This is a genomic window from Streptomyces sp. NPDC047000 (assembly GCF_040644295.1).
In the GTDB taxonomy this organism is placed as follows: domain Bacteria; phylum Actinomycetota; class Actinomycetes; order Streptomycetales; family Streptomycetaceae; genus Streptomyces.
Genome location: NZ_JBEYWE010000005.1, coordinates 290,548 through 308,012, shown reverse-complemented (window position 1 = coordinate 308,012; position 17,465 = coordinate 290,548). Strand labels below are relative to the sequence as shown.

The window sequence follows — 17,465 nt, the reverse complement described above, 5'->3', positions numbered from 1 at the left end:
GCGAAGGCAGGCACCCGATGAGCACGCACCGGCGCAGCATCAGTGGCAGGAACAAGGTGATCGGCAGCGTGGTCGCCGCGGCCGTCGTCGGCGGTGGCGCCCTGCTGCTCACCGGTACGGCGAACGCCGCCGGCGTCGGCGCCGCGTACACCAAGACCAGCGACTGGGGCACCGGTTACACGGCGCAGTACGTCGTCACGAACAACAGCGGCTCCACCGAGAAGGACTGGACGCTGGAGTTCGACCTCCCCTCCGGCAACAAGATCAGCTCGCTGTGGAACGCCGAGTACAGCGTCAGCGGCCAGCACGTCACCGTGAAGCACGCCACGTGGGAGACCGACGGTCTCGCCGCGGGCAAGTCGGTCACCGTCGGCTTCGTCGTCAACGGCGGCAGCAACCCGACCGGTTGCCTGATCGACAACGTCAAGTGCTCCACCGACAGCACCGCCACCCCGGAGCCCAGCGGCCGTCCCACCGAGACCGCCACCCCCACGGCCACCCCCACCCAGTCGGCGACCCCCACTCCGACCAAGTCGGCCACCTCCACCCCCACGGCCACCGCCAGCCCCACCCAGAGCTCCGGCACCGGCACCACCACCTCGGCCGGCTTCGCCCCGTACGTCGACACCTCGCTCTACCCGGCGTTCGACCTGATCGCGAACACCAATGCGACCGGCGTGAAGAACTACAACCTCGCCTTCGTCACCGACGGCGGCGGCTGCACCCCCAAGTGGGGCGGCGTCACCGACCTGGCGAGCGACTCCGTGGCCGCGCAGATCGGCGCGCTGCGCGCCAAGGGCGGTGACGTGCGCGTCTCCTTCGGCGGCGCCTCCGGCCAGGAGCTGGGCCTGACCTGCTCCTCCGCGGACGCGCTGGCGACGGCGTACGGCAAGGTCGTCGACCAGTACAAGCTCACCAAGGTCGACTTCGACATCGAGGGCGCCGCGCTGCCCAACACGGCGGCCAACACCCGCCGCGCCCAGGCGATCGCCAAGCTCCAGGCGTCGCACACGAACCTGGACGTCTCCTTCACCCTCCCGGTGATGCCCGAGGGCCTGACCCAGGACGGCGTGACCCTGCTGTCCAACGCCAAGTCCAACGGCGTGAAGATCAGCACCGTCAACGTCATGGCGATGGACTACGGCGCCTCCTACAGCGGTGACATGGGCACCTACGCCGAGCAGGCCGCCACCGCCACCCAGGCGCAGATCAAGAGCGTGCTGGGGCTGACCGACAGCGCCGCCTGGAAGGCCGTCGCGGTGACCCCGATGATCGGTGTCAACGACCAGTCCACGGAGATCTTCAAGGTGGACGACGCCAGCCAGCTGGTGACCTTCGCCAAGTCCAAGGGCCTCGGCTGGCTGTCGATGTGGTCCGCGACCCGTGACAAGCAGTGCGCCGGCGGTGCCAAGGCCACGGCGGACGCGACCTGCAGCTCGATCGTCCAGGACGCGAACGCCTTCTCCAAGGCCTTCAACGCGTTCAACTGATCCCCGGGGCCGGGCCGCGGACCCGCGGGTTCCCCCAGACCCGCGGGTTCCCCCCGGACCCGCAGGCCCCGGCCCCGACAGCCCCCACGAATAAACCCCACAACCTCCCACAAACCCCCATAGTCCCCACATCCCCCCACGAACACCCCCCCACAGCACCCCCACAAGACCCCCCACAACACCCCCCACAGAAAACCGGCGAGGTGACCGACCGGTGGCCGTCTGACGGCCGTCCGGCCGGCGTCGGATCGAGAGGCGTACAGCCCGCGGGCTGTACGCCTCTTCCCGTGCCCCCGGGAGCGTGCTCTGATGTGGCGAGCCGAGCCAGCCGAGTCCCCTGGAGTCGCCATGTCTCTCGCACCGTCCGGCTTCACCTCCCGCCGCCCCGGCCGCCGCACCCTGTTACAGGGGCTGGCCGGCGCCGCCGCCCTCGGGACCGGGGTCCCCCTGCTCAGTGCCTGCGGAAGCGGCGGCAGCGCCTCCGACCCCAAGACCGTCTCCCTCGGCTCCAACGCGTCGGACGCCGTCCCGAAGAAGGCGTTCGAGCAGCTGTACGCCGCGTTCAGGAAGCAGTCCGGCATCACGGTCCACGTCAACACCAAGGACCACAACACCTTCCAGGAGCAGATCAACTCCTATCTCCAGGGCACCCCGGACGACGTGTTCAACTGGTTCGCCGGGTACCGTATGCAGTTCTTCGCGGCCAAGAAGCTGGCCACGCCCATCGACGACGTGTGGGCGAAGATCGGGGGCAACTTCCCCGAGGCGATGAAGAAGCTCAGCGTGGGCGAGGACGGCACGTACTACTTCGTTCCGCTGGTCACGTACCCGTGGGCGCTCTTCTACCGCAAGAGCGTCTTCCAGCGGCACGGCTACGAGATACCCGCCACCTGGGACCAGCTGATCGCCCTGTGCAAGCGGATGAAGAAGGACGGCCTGGTCCCCATCGCCTTCGGCGACAAGGACGCCTGGCCCGCCATGGGCACCTTCGACCAGCTCGACTTCCGCCTCAACGGCTACGACTTCCACGTCGAGCTGATGGCCGGCAAGGCGTCCTGGACCGACGCCAGGGTCAGAGCCGTCTTCGACCACTGGACCGAACTCCTGCCGTACCACCAGGACGGCGCGATGGGCCGCACCTGGGAGGACGCCGCGCAGACGCTCGCCGCGGGGAAGGCCGGGCTGTATCTCCTCGGCTCCTTCGTGGCCCAGCAGTTCACCGACAAGGCCGTCCTCGACGACATCGACTTCTTCGCCTTCCCGGAGATCGACCCCGCCTACGGCCAGGACACCGTCGAGGCGCCCACCGACGGCTTCATGCTCAGCAAGGCGCCGAAGAACCACGCCGGAGCCGTGAAACTCCTGGAGTTCCTCGGCACTCCCCAGGCCGAACAGATCTATCTGAAGGCCGACTCCAGCGTGGTCGCCGCCTCCGGCAAGGCGGACACGTCCTCGTACACCGCCCTGCAAAAAAAGGCGTACGCCATGATCAGCGGCGCCAAGAGCCTCACCCAGTTCATGGACCGCGACAGCCGCCCCGACTTCACCTCCACGGTGATGCAGCCCGCGTTGCAGAAGTTCGTCCAGAACCCCAAGGGCGTCGACGGACTGCTGTCCTCGATCGAACGCCAGAAGAAGACGATCTTCGCCTCCGCATGACCACGGACATTCCCACGAAGTCCCCGGGGACGGCCGCCGAGCCGCCCCCGGGGCACGCGCCCGCGCCCGAGGGGCGGCCCGCGCACCGGGGCGCCCGGCGCCTGCTGACCCGCCGCGACCGGATCACGCTCGCCGTGATGGCGGGCGTGCCGACGGTCCTGCACGTGATCCTCGTCTGGGTGACCGCCCTCGCCTCCGTCGCCCTCGCCTTCACCACCTGGGACGGCATCGGCTTCGACGCGATCAGGTGGGTCGGCCTGGACAACTTCCGGCAGCTCTTCGAGGACAACCCGCAGTTCTGGCCCGCCGTCCAGCACAACGTCGTCTGGTTCGTCGTCCTCATCCTGATCCCGACGCCGTTCGGGCTGTTCCTCGCCGTCCAGCTCGACAAGCGGATCCGCTTCAGCCGCGTCTACCAGACGGCGTTCTTCCTGCCCGTCGTGATCTCCATGGCGTGCATCGGGTTCGTCTGGCAGCTCGTCTACAACCCCGACACCGGTCTGATCAACAGCCTCCTGGGCACCAACAGGCCCGGCCACTACATCGACTGGATCGGCGACCCGAAGCTCAACCTGTGGGCGGTCCTGGTCGCCGCGTCCTGGCGCCACACCGGCTACATGATGATCCTCTACCTGGCCGGGCTGAAGAGCGTGGACCCGTCCCTGCGCGAGGCGGCCGCACTGGACGGCGCGAACGAGTGGCAGACCTTCCGCGGCGTCATCTTCCCGACCCTGCGGCCCACCAACACCGTCGTGCTCGTCGTCACGATCATCGAGGCCCTGCGCGCCTTCGACCTGGTCTTCGTCTTCAACAAGGGCGCCCAGGGCACCGAACTGCTGTCGATCCTGGTGACGAACAACATCATCGGCGAGTCCAGCCGCATCGGCTACGGCTCGGCGATCGCGGTGGTCCTGCTGGTCATCTCGCTCGTGGTGATCATCCCGTACCTGGTGGCCACCTTCCGGAAGGAACGCCGCACATGACCGCCCCCGCCCTGGCGGCCGGCCCGCGCCGTGGCAACCGCGCCCCGCTGCGCCCGGCCCGCGTCCTGCTGCACGTCTTCCTCGCCGCCACCGCCCTGGCCTGGCTGGCCCCGCTGCTGTGGGCGGTCTTCTCGGCCCTGCGCCCCTACGCCGAGACCAGCGCCAAGGGCTACGTCTCCTGGCCGGACACCCTGAGCCTGGCCAACTTCAGGAACGCCTTCCAGCAGTCCGACATGATCCACTACTTCGGCAACACCCTGCTGATAGCGGTCCCGTCGGTGCTCCTGACCCTGTTCCTCTCCTCCATGGTGGCGTTCTACGTCGCCCGCTTCGACTTCCGCCTCAACCTCGCCCTGCTGCTGGTCTTCACCGCCGGCAACCTGCTCCCGCAGCAGGTCATCATCACCCCGCTGTACCGCATGTACCTGCTCACCGACCTGCCCGGCATCACCGCCAGCGGCAAGCTCTACGACTCCGCGCTCGGCCTGGTCCTCATCCATGTGGCGTTCCAGTCCGGGTTCTGCGCGTTCGTGCTGAGCAACTACATGCGCTCCCTGCCCCACGAGCTGACCGAGGCCGCGCTGGTCGACGGCGCCTCCGTCTGGCGCCTGTACTGGCAGATCACCCTCCCCCTCTGCCGGCCCGCCATGGCCGCCCTGGCGACCCTCCTCTCCATCTGGATCTACAACGACTTCTTCTGGGCCCTGGTCCTGATCTCGACCGGCGCGAACATGCCGATCACCTCCGCCCTGAACAACCTCTCGGGCCAGTACTTCACCGACCCCAACCTGGTCGCCGCGGGAGCCCTCCTCACCGCCCTCCCCACCCTCGCCGTCTACTTCGCCCTCCAGCGCCACTTCGTCAACGGCCTCACCCTGGGCTCCGGCAAGGGATGAGGCGCCGGGACACAGCGAGGCGCGGCACGCCCCCGGCGTGCCGCGCCTCTCCCCCTGTTTCCCCCGGTCCGGGTGGTTCGAGGAGTCAGTTCACCGAGTCCACGCCCGGCAGGGCGTTGGTGCGGGCGGCCTCGCTGTACCAGTGGGCGCTCGACTTCGGGGTGCGGGCGAGGGTGGCGTAGTCGACGTACACCGCGCCGAAGCGCTTGCCGTAGCCGTAGGCCCACTCGAAGTTGTCCATCAGGGACCACAGGTAGTAGCCGCGCACGTCCGCGCCGTCGGTGATGGCGCGGCGGACCGCCGCGAGGTGGCCGTGCAGGTAGGCGACGCGCTCGGGGTCGTGGACGCGGCCGTCCGGGTCGGGCTTGTCGTCGTAGGCCGCGCCGTTCTCGGTGATGTAGAGCGGCAGGCCCGGAGCCTCGCGGGAGTAGCGCATGAGCAGCTCGTGCAGGCCGGTCGGGTCGATGCTCCAGCCCATCGCCGTCCGTTCGCCCGGCGTCTGGTGGAAGGCGACGTCGTCCGCGCCCGGCCAGGGGGAGTGGTCGCTGGCGCCGTGGCCGTCGGCGCGCGGGCCGGACAGCTCGGTCCCGGTCGAGGCGACCAGTGTCGGGGTGTAGTAGTTCAGGCCCAGCGCGTCCAGCTTCTGGTGGATCAGCTTGAGGTCGCCGTCCAGGACGTACGACCAGTCCGTGATCGACGACGTCGCCTCGAACAGCGACCGCGGGTACGCGCCGTGCAGGATCGGGCCGTGGAAGACGCCGTTGGCGAGGTCGTCGATCTTCTGCGCGGCCGCCAGGTCGGCGGGGCTCTGCGAGACGGGCCGCACCACCGACGAGTTCAGGCTGAGCGCGACCGTGTTGCGGGCCGGCATCGCCGAGCGCAGCGCCGTCGTGCCGAGGCCGTGCGCCAGGTTCAGGTGGTGGGCGGCGCGCAGGGAGGCCAGCGGGTCGGTACGGCCGGGGGCGTGCACACCGGAGCCGTAGCCGAGGAAGGCGCTGCACCAGGGCTCGTTGAGCGTGATCCAGCTCTCCACCCGGTCGCCGAGCGCCTCGCCGACGATCTGCGCGTACTCGGCGAAACGGTACGCCGTGTCGCGCTCCGGCCAGCCGCCCGCGTCCTCCAGCTCCTGCGGGAGGTCCCAGTGGTACAGGGTGACGGCGGGCTTGATGCCGTGGTCGAGCAGCTCGTCGACCAGCCGGCGGTAGAAGTCCAGGCCGACCTGGACGGCGGGGCCGCGGCCGGTGGGCTGCACCCGGGACCAGGAGACCGAGAAGCGGTACGCCGACAGGCCCAGGTCCGCCATCAGGGCCACGTCGTCACGGTAACGGTGGTAGTGATCGACAGCGATGTCACCGCTCTCGCCGGCGGCGGTCTTGCCGGGGGTGTGGCTGAAGGTGTCCCAGATGGAGGGCGTACGGCCGTCCTCCCGCACCGCGCCCTCGATCTGGTACGCGGAGGTCGCGGCGCCCCAGAGGAAGCCGGGGGGAAAGGTCACCGGGGTCTCCGGCTGTGCGGACTCAGGCATGGAAGCGCTCCCATAGGAGGTCGTACGGCCCCCCGGGTCGAGGAGAGGGGACCCGCGGGCCGAAGAGGAGGGGAAGGGGATACGAGGGGAAGCGGGCTGTCGGGGCCGGGGCGGCGCTGACCCGGCCCCCGGGGGAAGCCCGGTGGCGGTGCGGGGCGTCAGCCCTTGACCGCGCCCTGCATGATGCCGCCCACGATCTGCTTGCCGAACAGCAGGAAGGCGATGAGCAGCGGAAGCGTGCCGAGCAGCGCGCCCGCCATGATCACGGACTGGTCGGGGACGTAACCGGTGCCCAGCGAGTTCAGCGCGACCTGGACGGTCGGGTTCTGCTGGTTGAGGGCGATGATCGGCCACAGGAAGTCGTTCCAGGCGAACACGAAGGTCAGCAGGCCGAGCACGGCCATCGCGGGCCGGGCCGCCGGGAAGACCACGTGCCACACGACGCGCAGACTGCTCGCGCCGTCCACCCGGGCCGCCTCGATCAGCTCCGTCGGCAGCGCCTGGAGCAGGTACTGCCGCATGAAGAACGTGCCGAAGGCGGTGACCAGCGTCGGCAGGATGACCGTCTGCAACTGGTTGGACCAGCCGAGGTCGGACATCCACAGGTACAGCGGGACGACCGCGAGCTGCGGCGGGATCATCATCGTGCCGATGGTGAGCAGCAGCAGCACGTTGGAGAACCGGAACTTCAGCTTGGCGAACGCGAAGCCGGCGAGCGTGGAGAACACCACGGTCGCGATGGTGATGGACCCCGCGACGATGGTGCTGTTGACCATCGCGGTGCCGAGGGACGCCTCGTTCCACGCGCTCTCCAGGTTGGAGAACAGGTTCGCGCCGAACCACAGCGGGGGCGGCGTCTGGGCGAGCCGCTGGTCGGTGCGGGAGGCCGCGATCGCCGTCCACACCAGCGGGGCCAGCGACACCAGCGCGAAGACCGTCAGGACGACGTAGGTGACCGGGCCCGCGTTCATCTGCTTGCCCGCGCCCATGATCCTGCGCTGCCTGCGGGTGTCCCGGCCGCCGGGTTTCGCCTCCGGCTGAGGGAGCGTCAGTTCGGTTGCGGTCATTGGGTCTTCCTCAGCCGTCGGGTGAACAGCATGTTGATCCCGGCGATGAGCAGCAGGATCAGGAACATGGTCCACGCGATCGCTGACGCCTTGCCGAGGTTGCCGATGATCCAGCCCTGGTCGTACATGTAGAGGCCCAGGGTCTGGTACTGGTGCTCGGAGCCGCCCTTGGTGCCGCTCACCCCGCCGAACAGCAGGGGCTCGCCGAAGAGCTGGGTCGCGCCGATGGTGGAGACCACCACGGTGAACAGGATCGTCGGCCGCAGCTGCGGGACGGTCACATGCCGGAACTGCTGCCAGCGGTTGGCGCCGTCCAGCGCCGCCGACTCGTACAGGTCGACCGGGATGGCCTGCATCGCGGCCAGATAGATCAGCGCGTTGTAGCCGGTCCACCGCCAGATCACGATCGACGACACCGCGAACTGCGAACCCCAGTCCGCCTCACGCCAGTTGATCGGGTCGACGCCCACGAAGTGGAGCAGCCAGTTGATCATGCCGCCGTCCCACGAGTACAGCAGCGTGAAGACCAGCGTCGCCGCCGCCACCGAGGTGGCGTAGGGGGTCAGCATGATCACGCGCCAGACCGTGGAGCCGCGCAGCTTGTAGTTGAGCAGATGCGCGAGGCCGATGGCCGCGAGCAGCTGCGGCACCGTGGAGATGACGCCGATGGTGAAGGTGTTGCCCAGCGCGTTCCAGAAGAACTCGGAGGACAGCAGCTTCTGGTAGTTGTCCAGGCCCGCCCAGGTCTGGGTGTCCAGGGAGGACAGCTGTACGTTGTGCAGCGAGTACCAGGCGGTGTAGAGCAGCGGGACGAGCGAGAACGCCCCGAAGATCAGGAAGAACGGGGAGATGAACGCGTACGGCGACGCCTTCATGTCCCAGCGGTACAGCCGGCTGCGCCACGAGGGGGCATCCGGTGGCGGCGTACCGCGACCGTGAGCGCCCGGGGCCGCGCCCGGCACGGAGCCGGGCGCGGCGTCGGCGCTCTGCGCGGAATGCGCGAGGGCCTCTTTGGAGCTGCTCACTGGCCGAGCACGTCCTTGATCTCAGCCTTGGCCGCGTTCCAGCCCGCGGAAGGGGACTTGCCCTTCTGCTCGACCTGGAGGATGCCGACGTCGGTCAGCGCGGTCATGATCGGCTGGTCCTTGATCCCGAAGTACTGCGTGGGGATCGTCTTGGCCGCGTCGGAGAAGATCTGCGTGATCGGCGCGTCGGAGAAGTACGCCGTGGTGTCCGCGGCGGGCTTCAGACTGGCGTAGGCAGCCGGGGTCGACGGGAAGCTGGCCTGCTTGGCGAAGACCTTGGCCTGCTGCTCGGGAGCGGTCAGCCACTTCGCCAGGGCGATCGCCTCCTTGGTGTGCTTGCCGGCGGACGGCACACCGATGAAGGAGCCGCCCCAGTTGCTCGCGGTCGGCGCCTGGGCCACGTCCCACTGGCCCTTGCCCGAGTCACCGGACTTCTGCTCGATGTAGCCGATCATCCACGCCGGGCAGGCCACGGTGGCGAAGCTGGCGTTGGCGAAGCCCTGGTCCCACGGCTTGTCGAACTGCTTGAGCTTGGCCGACATGGTGCTGGTGGCCACGCTCATCGCGACGTTCCACGCGGACTTGACGCCGGAGGACTTGTCCCAGATGACGTTGCCGTCCTTGTCGTAGTACCGCTCACTGGCGCCGTTGAGGGCGGCCTGGTACACGGAGGAGGCCGAGTCCACGAACTTGGTGCCCTTGGGCGCCTTCTTCATGTACTCCTTGCCGAGGTCGACGTACTTCGACCAGTCGCCCTTCCACTGCGCGGCGAGCTTGGTGCGGTCCGTCTCCAGGCCGGCCTTCTTGAACAGGTCCTTGCGGTAGCAGACCGCCATCGGGCCGATGTCGGTGCCGAGACCGATGGTCTTGCCGTCCTTGGTGGTGGCCTGGGCGGTCTTCCAGTCCAGCCACTGCGACTTGTCGACCTCCTTGCCGAGGTCGACGAACTTGTCGGCCTGGGTCTGGACGGCCTCGGTGATGTTGCCGACCTCGATGGCCTGGATGTCGTCGGCGCCGGAACCGGCCTGGAGGCGGGTGAGGACCTTGGGCCAGTAGACGTCGGTCCGGGTGGTGACGTTCTCCTTGATGCTGATGTTCGGGTGCAGCTTCATGTACTCGTCGTACAGACCCGACTGCTTGTAGCCGAACACACCGAAGGTGCCTATCGTCAGGGTCGTCTTCCCCTTGGTGTCACCACCGCTCGAGCTCGACGAACTGTCTTTCGAGTCGCTGGAACAGCCGGCCAGCAGGCCCGTCGTCAGCGCGGCGACGGCCGCGAAGGCCACCAGCCGGGTACTCGTGCGCATTGCTCCTCCATTTGCCTGACGTGCCGACCCCCCGGCCAACTGCACTGTTGGGCCCGTTGTTTCTCGCTGCGGCTCGGGCGGGGAACGTGCGGGACGTGTATGTGTCAGGTACCGTGGGAGCGCTCCCACAGGTGATGAGTTGAAGAGTCGTCGGTTCCCGCGAGGGTGTCAAGGGAGTCTGCGCTCATAAGTGCGTTCAGTTATCCGGCTGTTAGCTAACGGCGCCCGTCGCGATGCCGTGCACCCGGCCGGCCGTACCCGCGGCCGACCGTCTGCGTCCGGCCCCGCGACCAGGCTGTTAGATTCCTGACCAGTGCAAGGTCGACGGGAGGCGGAGCCCATGGCAGGCCACGGAGCACGGGGCCGGAGCAGCCGTCGCCCCACCCTCGAAGAGGTGGCGGCGCGCGCCGGCGTCGGCCGGGGCACGGTCTCCCGGGTGATCAACGGTTCACCCCGGGTGAGCGAGGCGACCCGCGCCGCCGTCCAGGCGGCGGTCGCGGAACTCGGTTACGTCCCGAACACGGCCGCCCGCGCGCTCGCCGCCAACCGCACCAACGCGATCGCGATGGTGGTGCCCGAGCCGGAGACCAGGTTCTTCGCGGAGCCGTACTTCTCGGACATGCTGCGCGGCGTCGGCTCCGCGATCACCCACACGGAGATGCAGCTGCTGCTGATCTTCGCGGGCAGCGACCGGGAGCGCCGCCGCCTGGCCCAGTACCTCGCCGCGCACCGCGTCGACGGGGTCCTGCTGGTCTCCGTGCACGCCGACGACCCGCTGCCCGACCTGCTGGCCCAGCTGGAGATCCCGGCGGTGATCAGCGGCCCCCGGTCGGCCGCGGAGTCGCTGACCTCCGTCGACTCGGACAACTTCGGCGGCGGCAGGCAGGCCGTCGAGCACCTCCTCTCCAAGGGCCACCGGACCATCGCCCACATCACCGGCCGCCTCGACGTCTACGGTGCCCAGCGGCGCGCCGACGGCTACCGCGCCGCCCTCCGGGACGCCGGGATCGAGGCCGACGAACTCCTCGTCGAACCGGGTGACTTCACCGAGGAGGGCGGCCGCCGCGCCATGACCCGGCTGCTGGCCCGCCGGCCGGGCCTCGACGCCGTCTTCGCGGGCTCCGACGTGACGGCGGCCGGCGCCCGCCAGGTCCTGCGCGAGGCGGGCCGCCGCATCCCGGACGACGTCGCCCTCGTCGGCTACGACGACTCGGCCATCGCCCACCACATGGACCCGCCCCTCAGCAGCGTCCGGCAGCCCATAGAGGAGATGGGCCGCGCGATGTTCGACCTCCTCCTCGCCGACATCGCCGACAGCCGCCCGGCCACCTCCCGCAGCCTGGAACGCCGCCACGCGGTCCTGCCGACCCAGCTGGTGGCACGGGCGTCGTCGTGAGGCGGGATCTCCTCCCGGCGCAGTAGGCGCGTCTCCTACGCCTGTACGACATCCCGCGCGCGATGCATGGTTCGCACCAGCGCACAAACGCGGCCCACGCATGACGACCTGGCAGGGGTCCCCGGACGAAGGTAGAGCCATCGAATCCGGACCCGATCCGGACCTGACTCTGGAGATGCGACTGCCGTGGCCACCTTCCTCTCCCGACTCGGCCGGGGCGCCTTCCGCGGCCGCTGGCTCGTCCTGCTGCTGTGGACCGCAGCCCTTGTCGCCGTGGGTATCGGCGCCGTCAGGGCACCCGCCGCCGACGACAGCGGCACGTCCTTCATGCCGGGCATCGAGGCGCAGAAGGCCTTCGACCTGATCGGCGAGCGCTTCCCCGGCGCCGACGCCGACGGCGCCACCGCCCGCGTCGTGTTCATCGCCCCCCACGGACAGAAGGTGACCGCGTCGCACACGCGAACGGTCATCGACGACTTCGTCACCGAGGCGGGCAAGGGCGCCCAGGTCGCCGGCGTCGTCAGCCCCTTCAAGGCAGGCGCCGTCAGCAAGGACGCCTCCACGGCGTACGCCACGGTCACCTACACCGTGGCGAGCGGCGACCTGAGCGACGCGAGCAAGACCGCCCTCACCCACGCCATCGACGGCGCCCGGGACGCGGGGGTCACCGTCGAGGCGGGCGGCACCGCCGTGTCGAGCCAGCCGGAGGCGGGCGGCCCCGCCGAGGGGATCGGCGTCGCCGTCGCCGCGATCGTCCTGCTGATCACCTTCGGCTCCCTCGCGGCGGCCGGTCTGCCGCTGCTCACCGCCCTCGTCGGCGTCGGCCTCTCCATGGCCGGGATCCTCGCCCTGGGCAGCACGTTCGACCTGTCGCTGACGACCGGCACGCTGGCCTCCATGCTGGGCCTCGCGGTCGGCATCGACTACGCCCTGTTCGTGGTCTCCCGCTACCGCGAGGAGCGCGCGCAGGGCCGGGAGGCGCGCGAGGCGGCCGGCCTGGCCGTCGGCACGGCGGGCTCCGCGGTCGTCTTCGCCGGACTCACGGTGATCATCGCGCTGGCCGGCCTCTCGGTCGTCGGCGTGCCGATGCTGACGAAGATGGGCCTGTGCGCGGCGGCGGCGGTCGCCGTGGGCGTGCTGGTCGCCCTCACCCTCGTACCGGCGCTGCTCGGCCTGTGGCCCGACGCCGTACTGGCCCGCGGGGTCCGCAGGAACCGGCCCAAGGCACTGCGCAAGCAGGCCGCCAAGGCCAACGGCGGCTCCCGCTGGGCGGGTTTCGTGGTCCGCCACCCCCTGCCCGTCCTCCTGCTGTGCGTCGCCGGACTGGGCGCCCTCGCGCTGCCCGCCGCGAGCCTGGAGCTGGGCATGCCGGGCGACGAGGCCAAGTCCACGTCGACCACGGAACGCCGCGCCTACGACGCCCTCGCCGAGGGCTTCGGCGCCGGGTTCAACGGGCCGCTGACCGTCGTCGTGGACGCGAGCAAGGCCGGCGACCCGCAGGCGGCCGTCACCGCGATCACCGGGCGGATCAAGGAGACGCACGGCGTGGTGTCCGTCTCCGCCGCCCGCTTCGACCCGGCGGGCGACACGGCCCTGCTCTCGGCGGTGCCGAGCACCGGCCCGAACGACGAGCACACCAAGGACCTCGTCCAGAGCATCCGCGCGGAACGCGCCGCCCTGGAGAGGACGACCGGCGCCACGTTCGAGGTGACCGGCACCACCGCGATGAACATCGACGTCGCCACCGCGCTCCAGAACGCCCTGTTCCCGTACCTGACGGTGATCGTCGGCCTGGCCCTGGTCCTGCTGATGCTGGTCTTCCGGTCGGTCCTGGTCCCGCTGAAGGCGGCCTTCGGCTACCTGCTGTCGGTGCTGGCCGCGCTGGGCGCGGTCGTCGCGATCTTCCAGTGGGGCTGGGGCGCGAGCCTGCTGGGGGTGGAGCAGACCGGCCCGATCATGAGCCTCATGCCGATCTTCCTCGTCGGCATCGTCTTCGGCCTGGCCATGGACTACGAGGTCTTCCTGGTCGCCCGGATGCGGGAGGCGTACGTCCACGGGGAACGCCCGGCGCAGGCCGTGGTCTCCGGCTTCCGGCACAACGCCCGGGTCGTGGTCGCGGCGGCGGTCATCATGAGCGCGGTGTTCGCCGGCTTCATCACCTCCGACGAATCGATGATCAAGACGATCGGCTTCGGCCTCGCGGTGGCGGTGCTGTTCGACGCGTTCCTCGTCCGGATGGCCATCGTCCCGGCGGTCCTCGCCCTGCTCGGCGACAAGGCGTGGTGGCTGCCGCGGTGGCTCGACCGGCTGCTGCCCCGCGTGGACATCGAGGGCGCGGCCCTGACCACCGAGCGCGGGGCGCCGGCGGGCGCGGGCGCGGAACAACGGGAGACGGTACGCACCTGAGCGCCGCCGGGCGCCGGGGTACCGCCGGTCACCGGATCACCGGATCACCGGATCACCGGGGCACCGGATCACCGGGGCACCGGGGAGGGACGCCAGGACGCCGAAGGTGTCTCCGGCCGAGGGCGTCCCTCCCCGGTGCCCGGCCCCGGTGCCCGGCCCCGGTGCCCGGCCCCGGTGCCCGGCCCCGGTGCCCGGCCCCGGTGCCCGGCCCCGGTGCCCGGCCCCGGCCACTATGTTGTCCGTATCCCGCCACGGAGAGACCGAGACATGAGGACGAGCTGGCAGACCAGGGCGGCCAGGCACCCCCGCGCGACCGAGGCTGCGGGCCTGCTGCTCCTGTTCGCGGTCACCGCGACCGGATCCTGGCTGACCGCGCTGATCAGCGCGAAGCCGCTGCCCCTGTGGCCCGTCCTCGTCCTGTCCGCCACCGCCTGCCTGGCGCTGCCCCTGCGCCGCCGGTACCCCCTACGGGTGCTGGCGCTCGTAGCCGTCCTGACCATGGCCGAGGGGACGGCCGGCTACCTGCTCAGCCCGATGATCATGGGTCCGCTGCTGACGGCCCTGTACGCGCTGGGCCTGCGCGCCGAACGCACCACGTCACGCAATGCCGCCCTGGCCGTGACGACGGCCCTGGTGCTGACCACGTCGTTCCTCGACCCCCAGCGACACCAGCACCCCGTCATGCTGGGCATCGTCAACCCCGCGGCCTGGGTCCTGCTGTCCACGCTGCTCGGCAGCAACGTCGCCGTACGCCGCGCCTACGCCGCCGAACGCGTCCGGCAGGAGGAGCAGGCACGCGAGGACGAGGCCCGCCGCCGGGTCGTCCAGGAGCGGATGCGGATCGCCCGCGAGCTGCACGACGTGGTCGCCCACCACCTGGCCCTGGCCAACGCCCAGGCGGGCACCGCCGTACACCTCTACCACTCGCACCCGGCGCAGTCGTACGAGATGCTGACGGCGCTCTCCGAGACGACGGCGGCGGCGCTGCGCGAGCTGAAGGCGACGGTGGGAGTACTCCGGCAGGACACCGGCCCCGAGACGGAGGACGACCGGGCCCCCGCCCCCGGCCTGGACCGGCTGCCGGACCTGACGGCGTCCTGCGCCACCGCGGGCGTGGACGTCACGGTCACCGTCGCCGGGGATCCCCGGCCGCTCTCACCGGGCACGGACCTGACGGCGTTCAGGATCGTCCAGGAGGCCCTGACCAACGTCACCAAGCACGCGCGTACCGGCCGGGCGGACGTGAGACTCACCTATGTCCCGCACGCACTGACCTTGACGATCACCAACGACACCCCGTCATCGGCACCGGTGACACCGGTGACACCGGCGGCCCGGGGCTTCGGCCTGATCGGCATGAGGGAGCGGGCCCAGTCGGTGGGCGGCACCCTCACCGCGGGCCCGCTCCCCGGAGGCGGATTCCGGGTCACCTGTACGCTCCCCCTGCACCCGACCGGCTGACCGAGGCACCCACCCCATGACGACCCCGATCCGCGTCCTCCTGGCCGACGACCAGGCCCTCCTGCGCGCCACCTTCCGCATCCTCATCGACACCGACCCGGACATGACGGTGGTGGGGGAGGCGGCGAACGGACAGGAGGCCGTGGACCTCGCCCGCACCGTGCGCCCCGACGTCATCGTGATGGACATCCGCATGCCGGGCACCGACGGCCTGACGGCGACGTCACTGATCGCCGCCGACCCCGCCCTGGCCGCGACCCGCATCCTGATCCTGACCACCTTCGAGGACGACGAGAACGTCGCGAAGGCCCTGCGCGCGGGGGCGAGCGGCTTCCTGGGCAAGGACGTCAGCGCGGAGGCCCTCCTGTCCGGCATCCGTACCGTCGCCGACGGCGAGACGCTCCTCTCCCCGACGGCCACCCGCTCCCTGATCGCCCGCTTCCTGGCCACCCCGGAACCGAGCCGCCCGGACTCCCCGCAGCGGCTGGCCTCCCTCACCGACCGCGAACGCGAGGTCATGTCCCTGGCGGCCCTCGGCAAGAGCAACGACGAGATCGCCGATCACCTGGTCGTCAGCCCCCTGACGATCCGCAGCCACATCCACCGGGCGATGGCCAAACTCCAGGCCCGGGACAGGGCCCAGCTGGTGGTGATCGCCTACCAGACGGGTCTGGTCCGCGCCGACCCCCCGCCCGCCGGGCACTGACCGGCCCGGGGCCGCCGGGTCAGGCCTCGCAGAAGTCCAGGTCCTTGAGGGCCGCGTCGATCTGCTTCCCCTGGGCCTCGGTGGTCGTGACGTCCTTGTAGGTGAAGAGCTTCGCGGCGGCCCGGTCGGCCTTGGCACCGTCGCCGTTGAGCGCCGGGCACTGGCTGCGTGCCGCGTTGATGGCCTCTTCCTCGTACTTCACGATGTCCGGATTGGCGGCGGCGAGGGCGCGGAGCAGCTCGGCGCGCCTCGCCCCCGTCGGCACGGTCGGGATGGCGTACTCCTTGGTGGCGCTGCCGGCGCCGACCATGGTGTCGGCGGTCGGTGTGCCGGTGCTCTTGGAGCTGTCCGCCTTGTCGCCGCCGGTGATACCGCTGCATCCGGTGAGGGTGACGGCGAGTGCGGCGGTGACCGCGGCGACGGTGGTGGCGGTGATACGGGTGGTGTGCATGTTCCCCCCTGGAACGTAGATGCTGGGGGGAATAATGCGCTCCGTATGCCGTCCGTGGACGGAATGTGTCCGTGTCGTGACGTACAGGTGAGGGGCCGGTGACCTGAGGACTCCTCAGGTCACCGGCCCCTCCGGTGAGGGTGAGTGACGGGACTCGAACCCGCGACATCCTGGACCACAACCAGGTGCTCTACCAGCTGAGCTACACCCACCATGGGCCGGTGGTTCGACTGAACGCTGTCTCCGACCGGCCGAGAAAAAGTGTACAGGGTTCTCAGGGGTGCTCGCGCCCGGCTTTTCCAGGGGCCGGGTGCGGGGGCTCCCGGGGGGTCAGCGGGCGGGGAGGACGTGCTTCGCGGCGATCGTGCGGGCCGTGTCGGAGTCGGGGCCCGGCTGAGGGACGAAGACCGCCTCGCGGTAGTAGCGCAGCTCCGCGATGGACTCGCGGATGTCGGCCAGCGCGCGGTGGTTGCCGTTCTTCTCCGGGCTGTTGAAGTACGCCCGCGGGTACCAGCGGCGGGCCAGCTCCTTGACGCTGGAGACGTCGACGATGCGGTAGTGCAGATAGCTCTCCAGCTCCGGCATGTCGCGCAGCAGGAAGCCGCGGTCGGTGCCGACCGAGTTGCCGCACAGCGGGGCCTTGCCGGGCTCCTTGACGTGCTCGCGGATGTAGGCGAGGACCCGTTCCTGCGCGTCGGCCAGCGTCGTGCCGCCGGGGAGCTCCTCCAGGAGTCCGGACGCGGTGTGCATCTGGCGCACCACCTCCGGCATCGTCCCGAGGGCCGCGTCCGGCGGGCGGATGACGATGTCCACACCCTCGCCCAGTACGTTCAGTTCGGAGTCGGTGACGAGGGCGGCCACTTCGATGAGCGCGTCGTCGGACAGCGAGAGGCCGGTCATCTCGCAGTCGATCCACACCATGCGATCGTTCATATGCCTAACCTTACGGCCCGAAAGGCCGACGGGGCCCGGTCGTGACGTGACCTTGTCATTACCGGCGCCGTTCCCGTGCCGTTCGGCTCGTCGGCGGCAACCGCGGCACGGCGAGAGCGGGCGGGGCGCCGGGGCCGGCTCGGTGGCCTGCCCGGGTGGC

General features: G+C 70.3%; 14 protein-coding genes and 1 tRNA gene. 8 read left to right on the top strand and 7 right to left on the bottom strand.

Annotated elements, in window-relative coordinates; all coding sequences use genetic code 11:
* The first annotated feature begins 17 nt into the window (after positions 1-17).
* The 4 genes from ABZ862_RS11900 to ABZ862_RS11885 all read left to right on the top strand — a co-directional run bounded on the left by ABZ862_RS11900 (position 18) and on the right by ABZ862_RS11885 (position 5,028).
* Entirely contained in the window at positions 18-1,490 is a 1,473-nt protein-coding gene (locus tag ABZ862_RS11900; RefSeq protein ID WP_360956000.1) for a cellulose binding domain-containing protein, read from the top strand.
* 348 nt (positions 1,491-1,838) lie between these two features.
* Positions 1,839-3,149, top strand: a complete 1,311-nt coding sequence (locus ABZ862_RS11895; protein WP_360955998.1) for an extracellular solute-binding protein — start codon at positions 1,839-1,841, stop codon at positions 3,147-3,149.
* Positions 3,146-4,132 (top strand): sugar ABC transporter permease, encoded by a 987-nt coding sequence (locus tag ABZ862_RS11890; RefSeq protein ID WP_360955996.1) that lies wholly within the window; start codon positions 3,146-3,148, stop codon positions 4,130-4,132. The genes ABZ862_RS11895 and ABZ862_RS11890 overlap by 4 nt, the downstream gene beginning before the upstream one ends.
* Entirely contained in the window at positions 4,129-5,028 is a 900-nt protein-coding gene (locus ABZ862_RS11885) for a carbohydrate ABC transporter permease (RefSeq protein WP_360955994.1), read from the top strand. Before ABZ862_RS11890 ends, ABZ862_RS11885 begins: the two co-directional genes overlap by 4 nt.
* Positions 5,029-5,113: 85 nt before the next feature.
* Here the strand turns inward: ABZ862_RS11885 and ABZ862_RS11880 are convergent, their stop codons facing one another.
* The 4 genes from ABZ862_RS11880 to ABZ862_RS11865 form a co-directional block, all read right to left on the bottom strand.
* The gene (locus ABZ862_RS11880; RefSeq protein WP_360955992.1) at positions 5,114-6,553 is read right to left on the bottom strand and encodes a GH1 family beta-glucosidase; all 1,440 of its coding nucleotides are present in this window, start codon (positions 6,551-6,553) and stop codon (positions 5,114-5,116) included.
* Positions 6,554-6,711: 158 nt separating this feature from the next.
* The gene (locus ABZ862_RS11875; RefSeq protein WP_360955990.1) at positions 6,712-7,620 is read right to left on the bottom strand and encodes a carbohydrate ABC transporter permease; all 909 of its coding nucleotides are present in this window, start codon (positions 7,618-7,620) and stop codon (positions 6,712-6,714) included.
* Positions 7,617-8,645 (bottom strand): sugar ABC transporter permease, encoded by a 1,029-nt coding sequence (locus ABZ862_RS11870; protein WP_360955988.1) that lies wholly within the window; start codon positions 8,643-8,645, stop codon positions 7,617-7,619. The genes ABZ862_RS11875 and ABZ862_RS11870 overlap by 4 nt, the downstream gene beginning before the upstream one ends.
* On the bottom strand, positions 8,642-9,952 hold the full coding sequence (locus ABZ862_RS11865; protein ID WP_360955986.1) for an ABC transporter substrate-binding protein: 1,311 nt from the start codon (positions 9,950-9,952) through the stop codon (positions 8,642-8,644). Before ABZ862_RS11865 ends, ABZ862_RS11870 begins: the two co-directional genes overlap by 4 nt.
* A gap of 340 nt (positions 9,953-10,292) precedes the next feature.
* On the opposite strand from ABZ862_RS11865, the gene ABZ862_RS11860 reads away from it, so the two are divergent.
* The 4 genes from ABZ862_RS11860 (at position 10,293) to ABZ862_RS11845 (ending at position 15,921) form a co-directional block, all read left to right on the top strand.
* Positions 10,293-11,348: a LacI family DNA-binding transcriptional regulator gene (locus tag ABZ862_RS11860; RefSeq protein WP_360955984.1), complete on the top strand. Its 1,056-nt coding sequence runs from the start codon at positions 10,293-10,295 to the stop codon at positions 11,346-11,348.
* A gap of 186 nt (positions 11,349-11,534) precedes the next feature.
* Positions 11,535-13,754, top strand: a complete 2,220-nt coding sequence (locus tag ABZ862_RS11855; protein WP_360955982.1) for an MMPL family transporter — start codon at positions 11,535-11,537, stop codon at positions 13,752-13,754.
* Between the two features lie 267 nt (positions 13,755-14,021).
* Positions 14,022-15,215, top strand: a complete 1,194-nt coding sequence (locus ABZ862_RS11850; protein ID WP_360955980.1) for a sensor histidine kinase — start codon at positions 14,022-14,024, stop codon at positions 15,213-15,215.
* A 16-nt stretch (positions 15,216-15,231) separates the two neighbouring features.
* A complete protein-coding gene (locus ABZ862_RS11845) occupies positions 15,232-15,921 on the top strand; it encodes a response regulator transcription factor (RefSeq protein ID WP_360955979.1) in 690 nt (229 codons plus the stop codon).
* A gap of 19 nt (positions 15,922-15,940) precedes the next feature.
* On the opposite strand, the gene ABZ862_RS11840 is transcribed toward ABZ862_RS11845, so the two are convergent.
* The 3 genes from ABZ862_RS11840 to orn form a co-directional block, all read right to left on the bottom strand.
* Positions 15,941-16,372 carry a hypothetical protein gene (locus ABZ862_RS11840; RefSeq protein ID WP_360955977.1) on the bottom strand — a complete coding sequence of 144 codons (432 nt, stop codon included), beginning with the start codon at positions 16,370-16,372 and terminating at the stop codon, positions 15,941-15,943.
* Positions 16,373-16,511: 139 nt separating this feature from the next.
* Positions 16,512-16,584 (bottom strand) — tRNA-His (locus tag ABZ862_RS11835).
* 118 nt (positions 16,585-16,702) lie between these two features.
* Positions 16,703-17,305, bottom strand: a complete 603-nt coding sequence (gene orn / locus ABZ862_RS11830; RefSeq protein ID WP_360955975.1) for an oligoribonuclease — start codon at positions 17,303-17,305, stop codon at positions 16,703-16,705.
* Between the last annotated feature and the right edge of the window lie 160 nt (positions 17,306-17,465).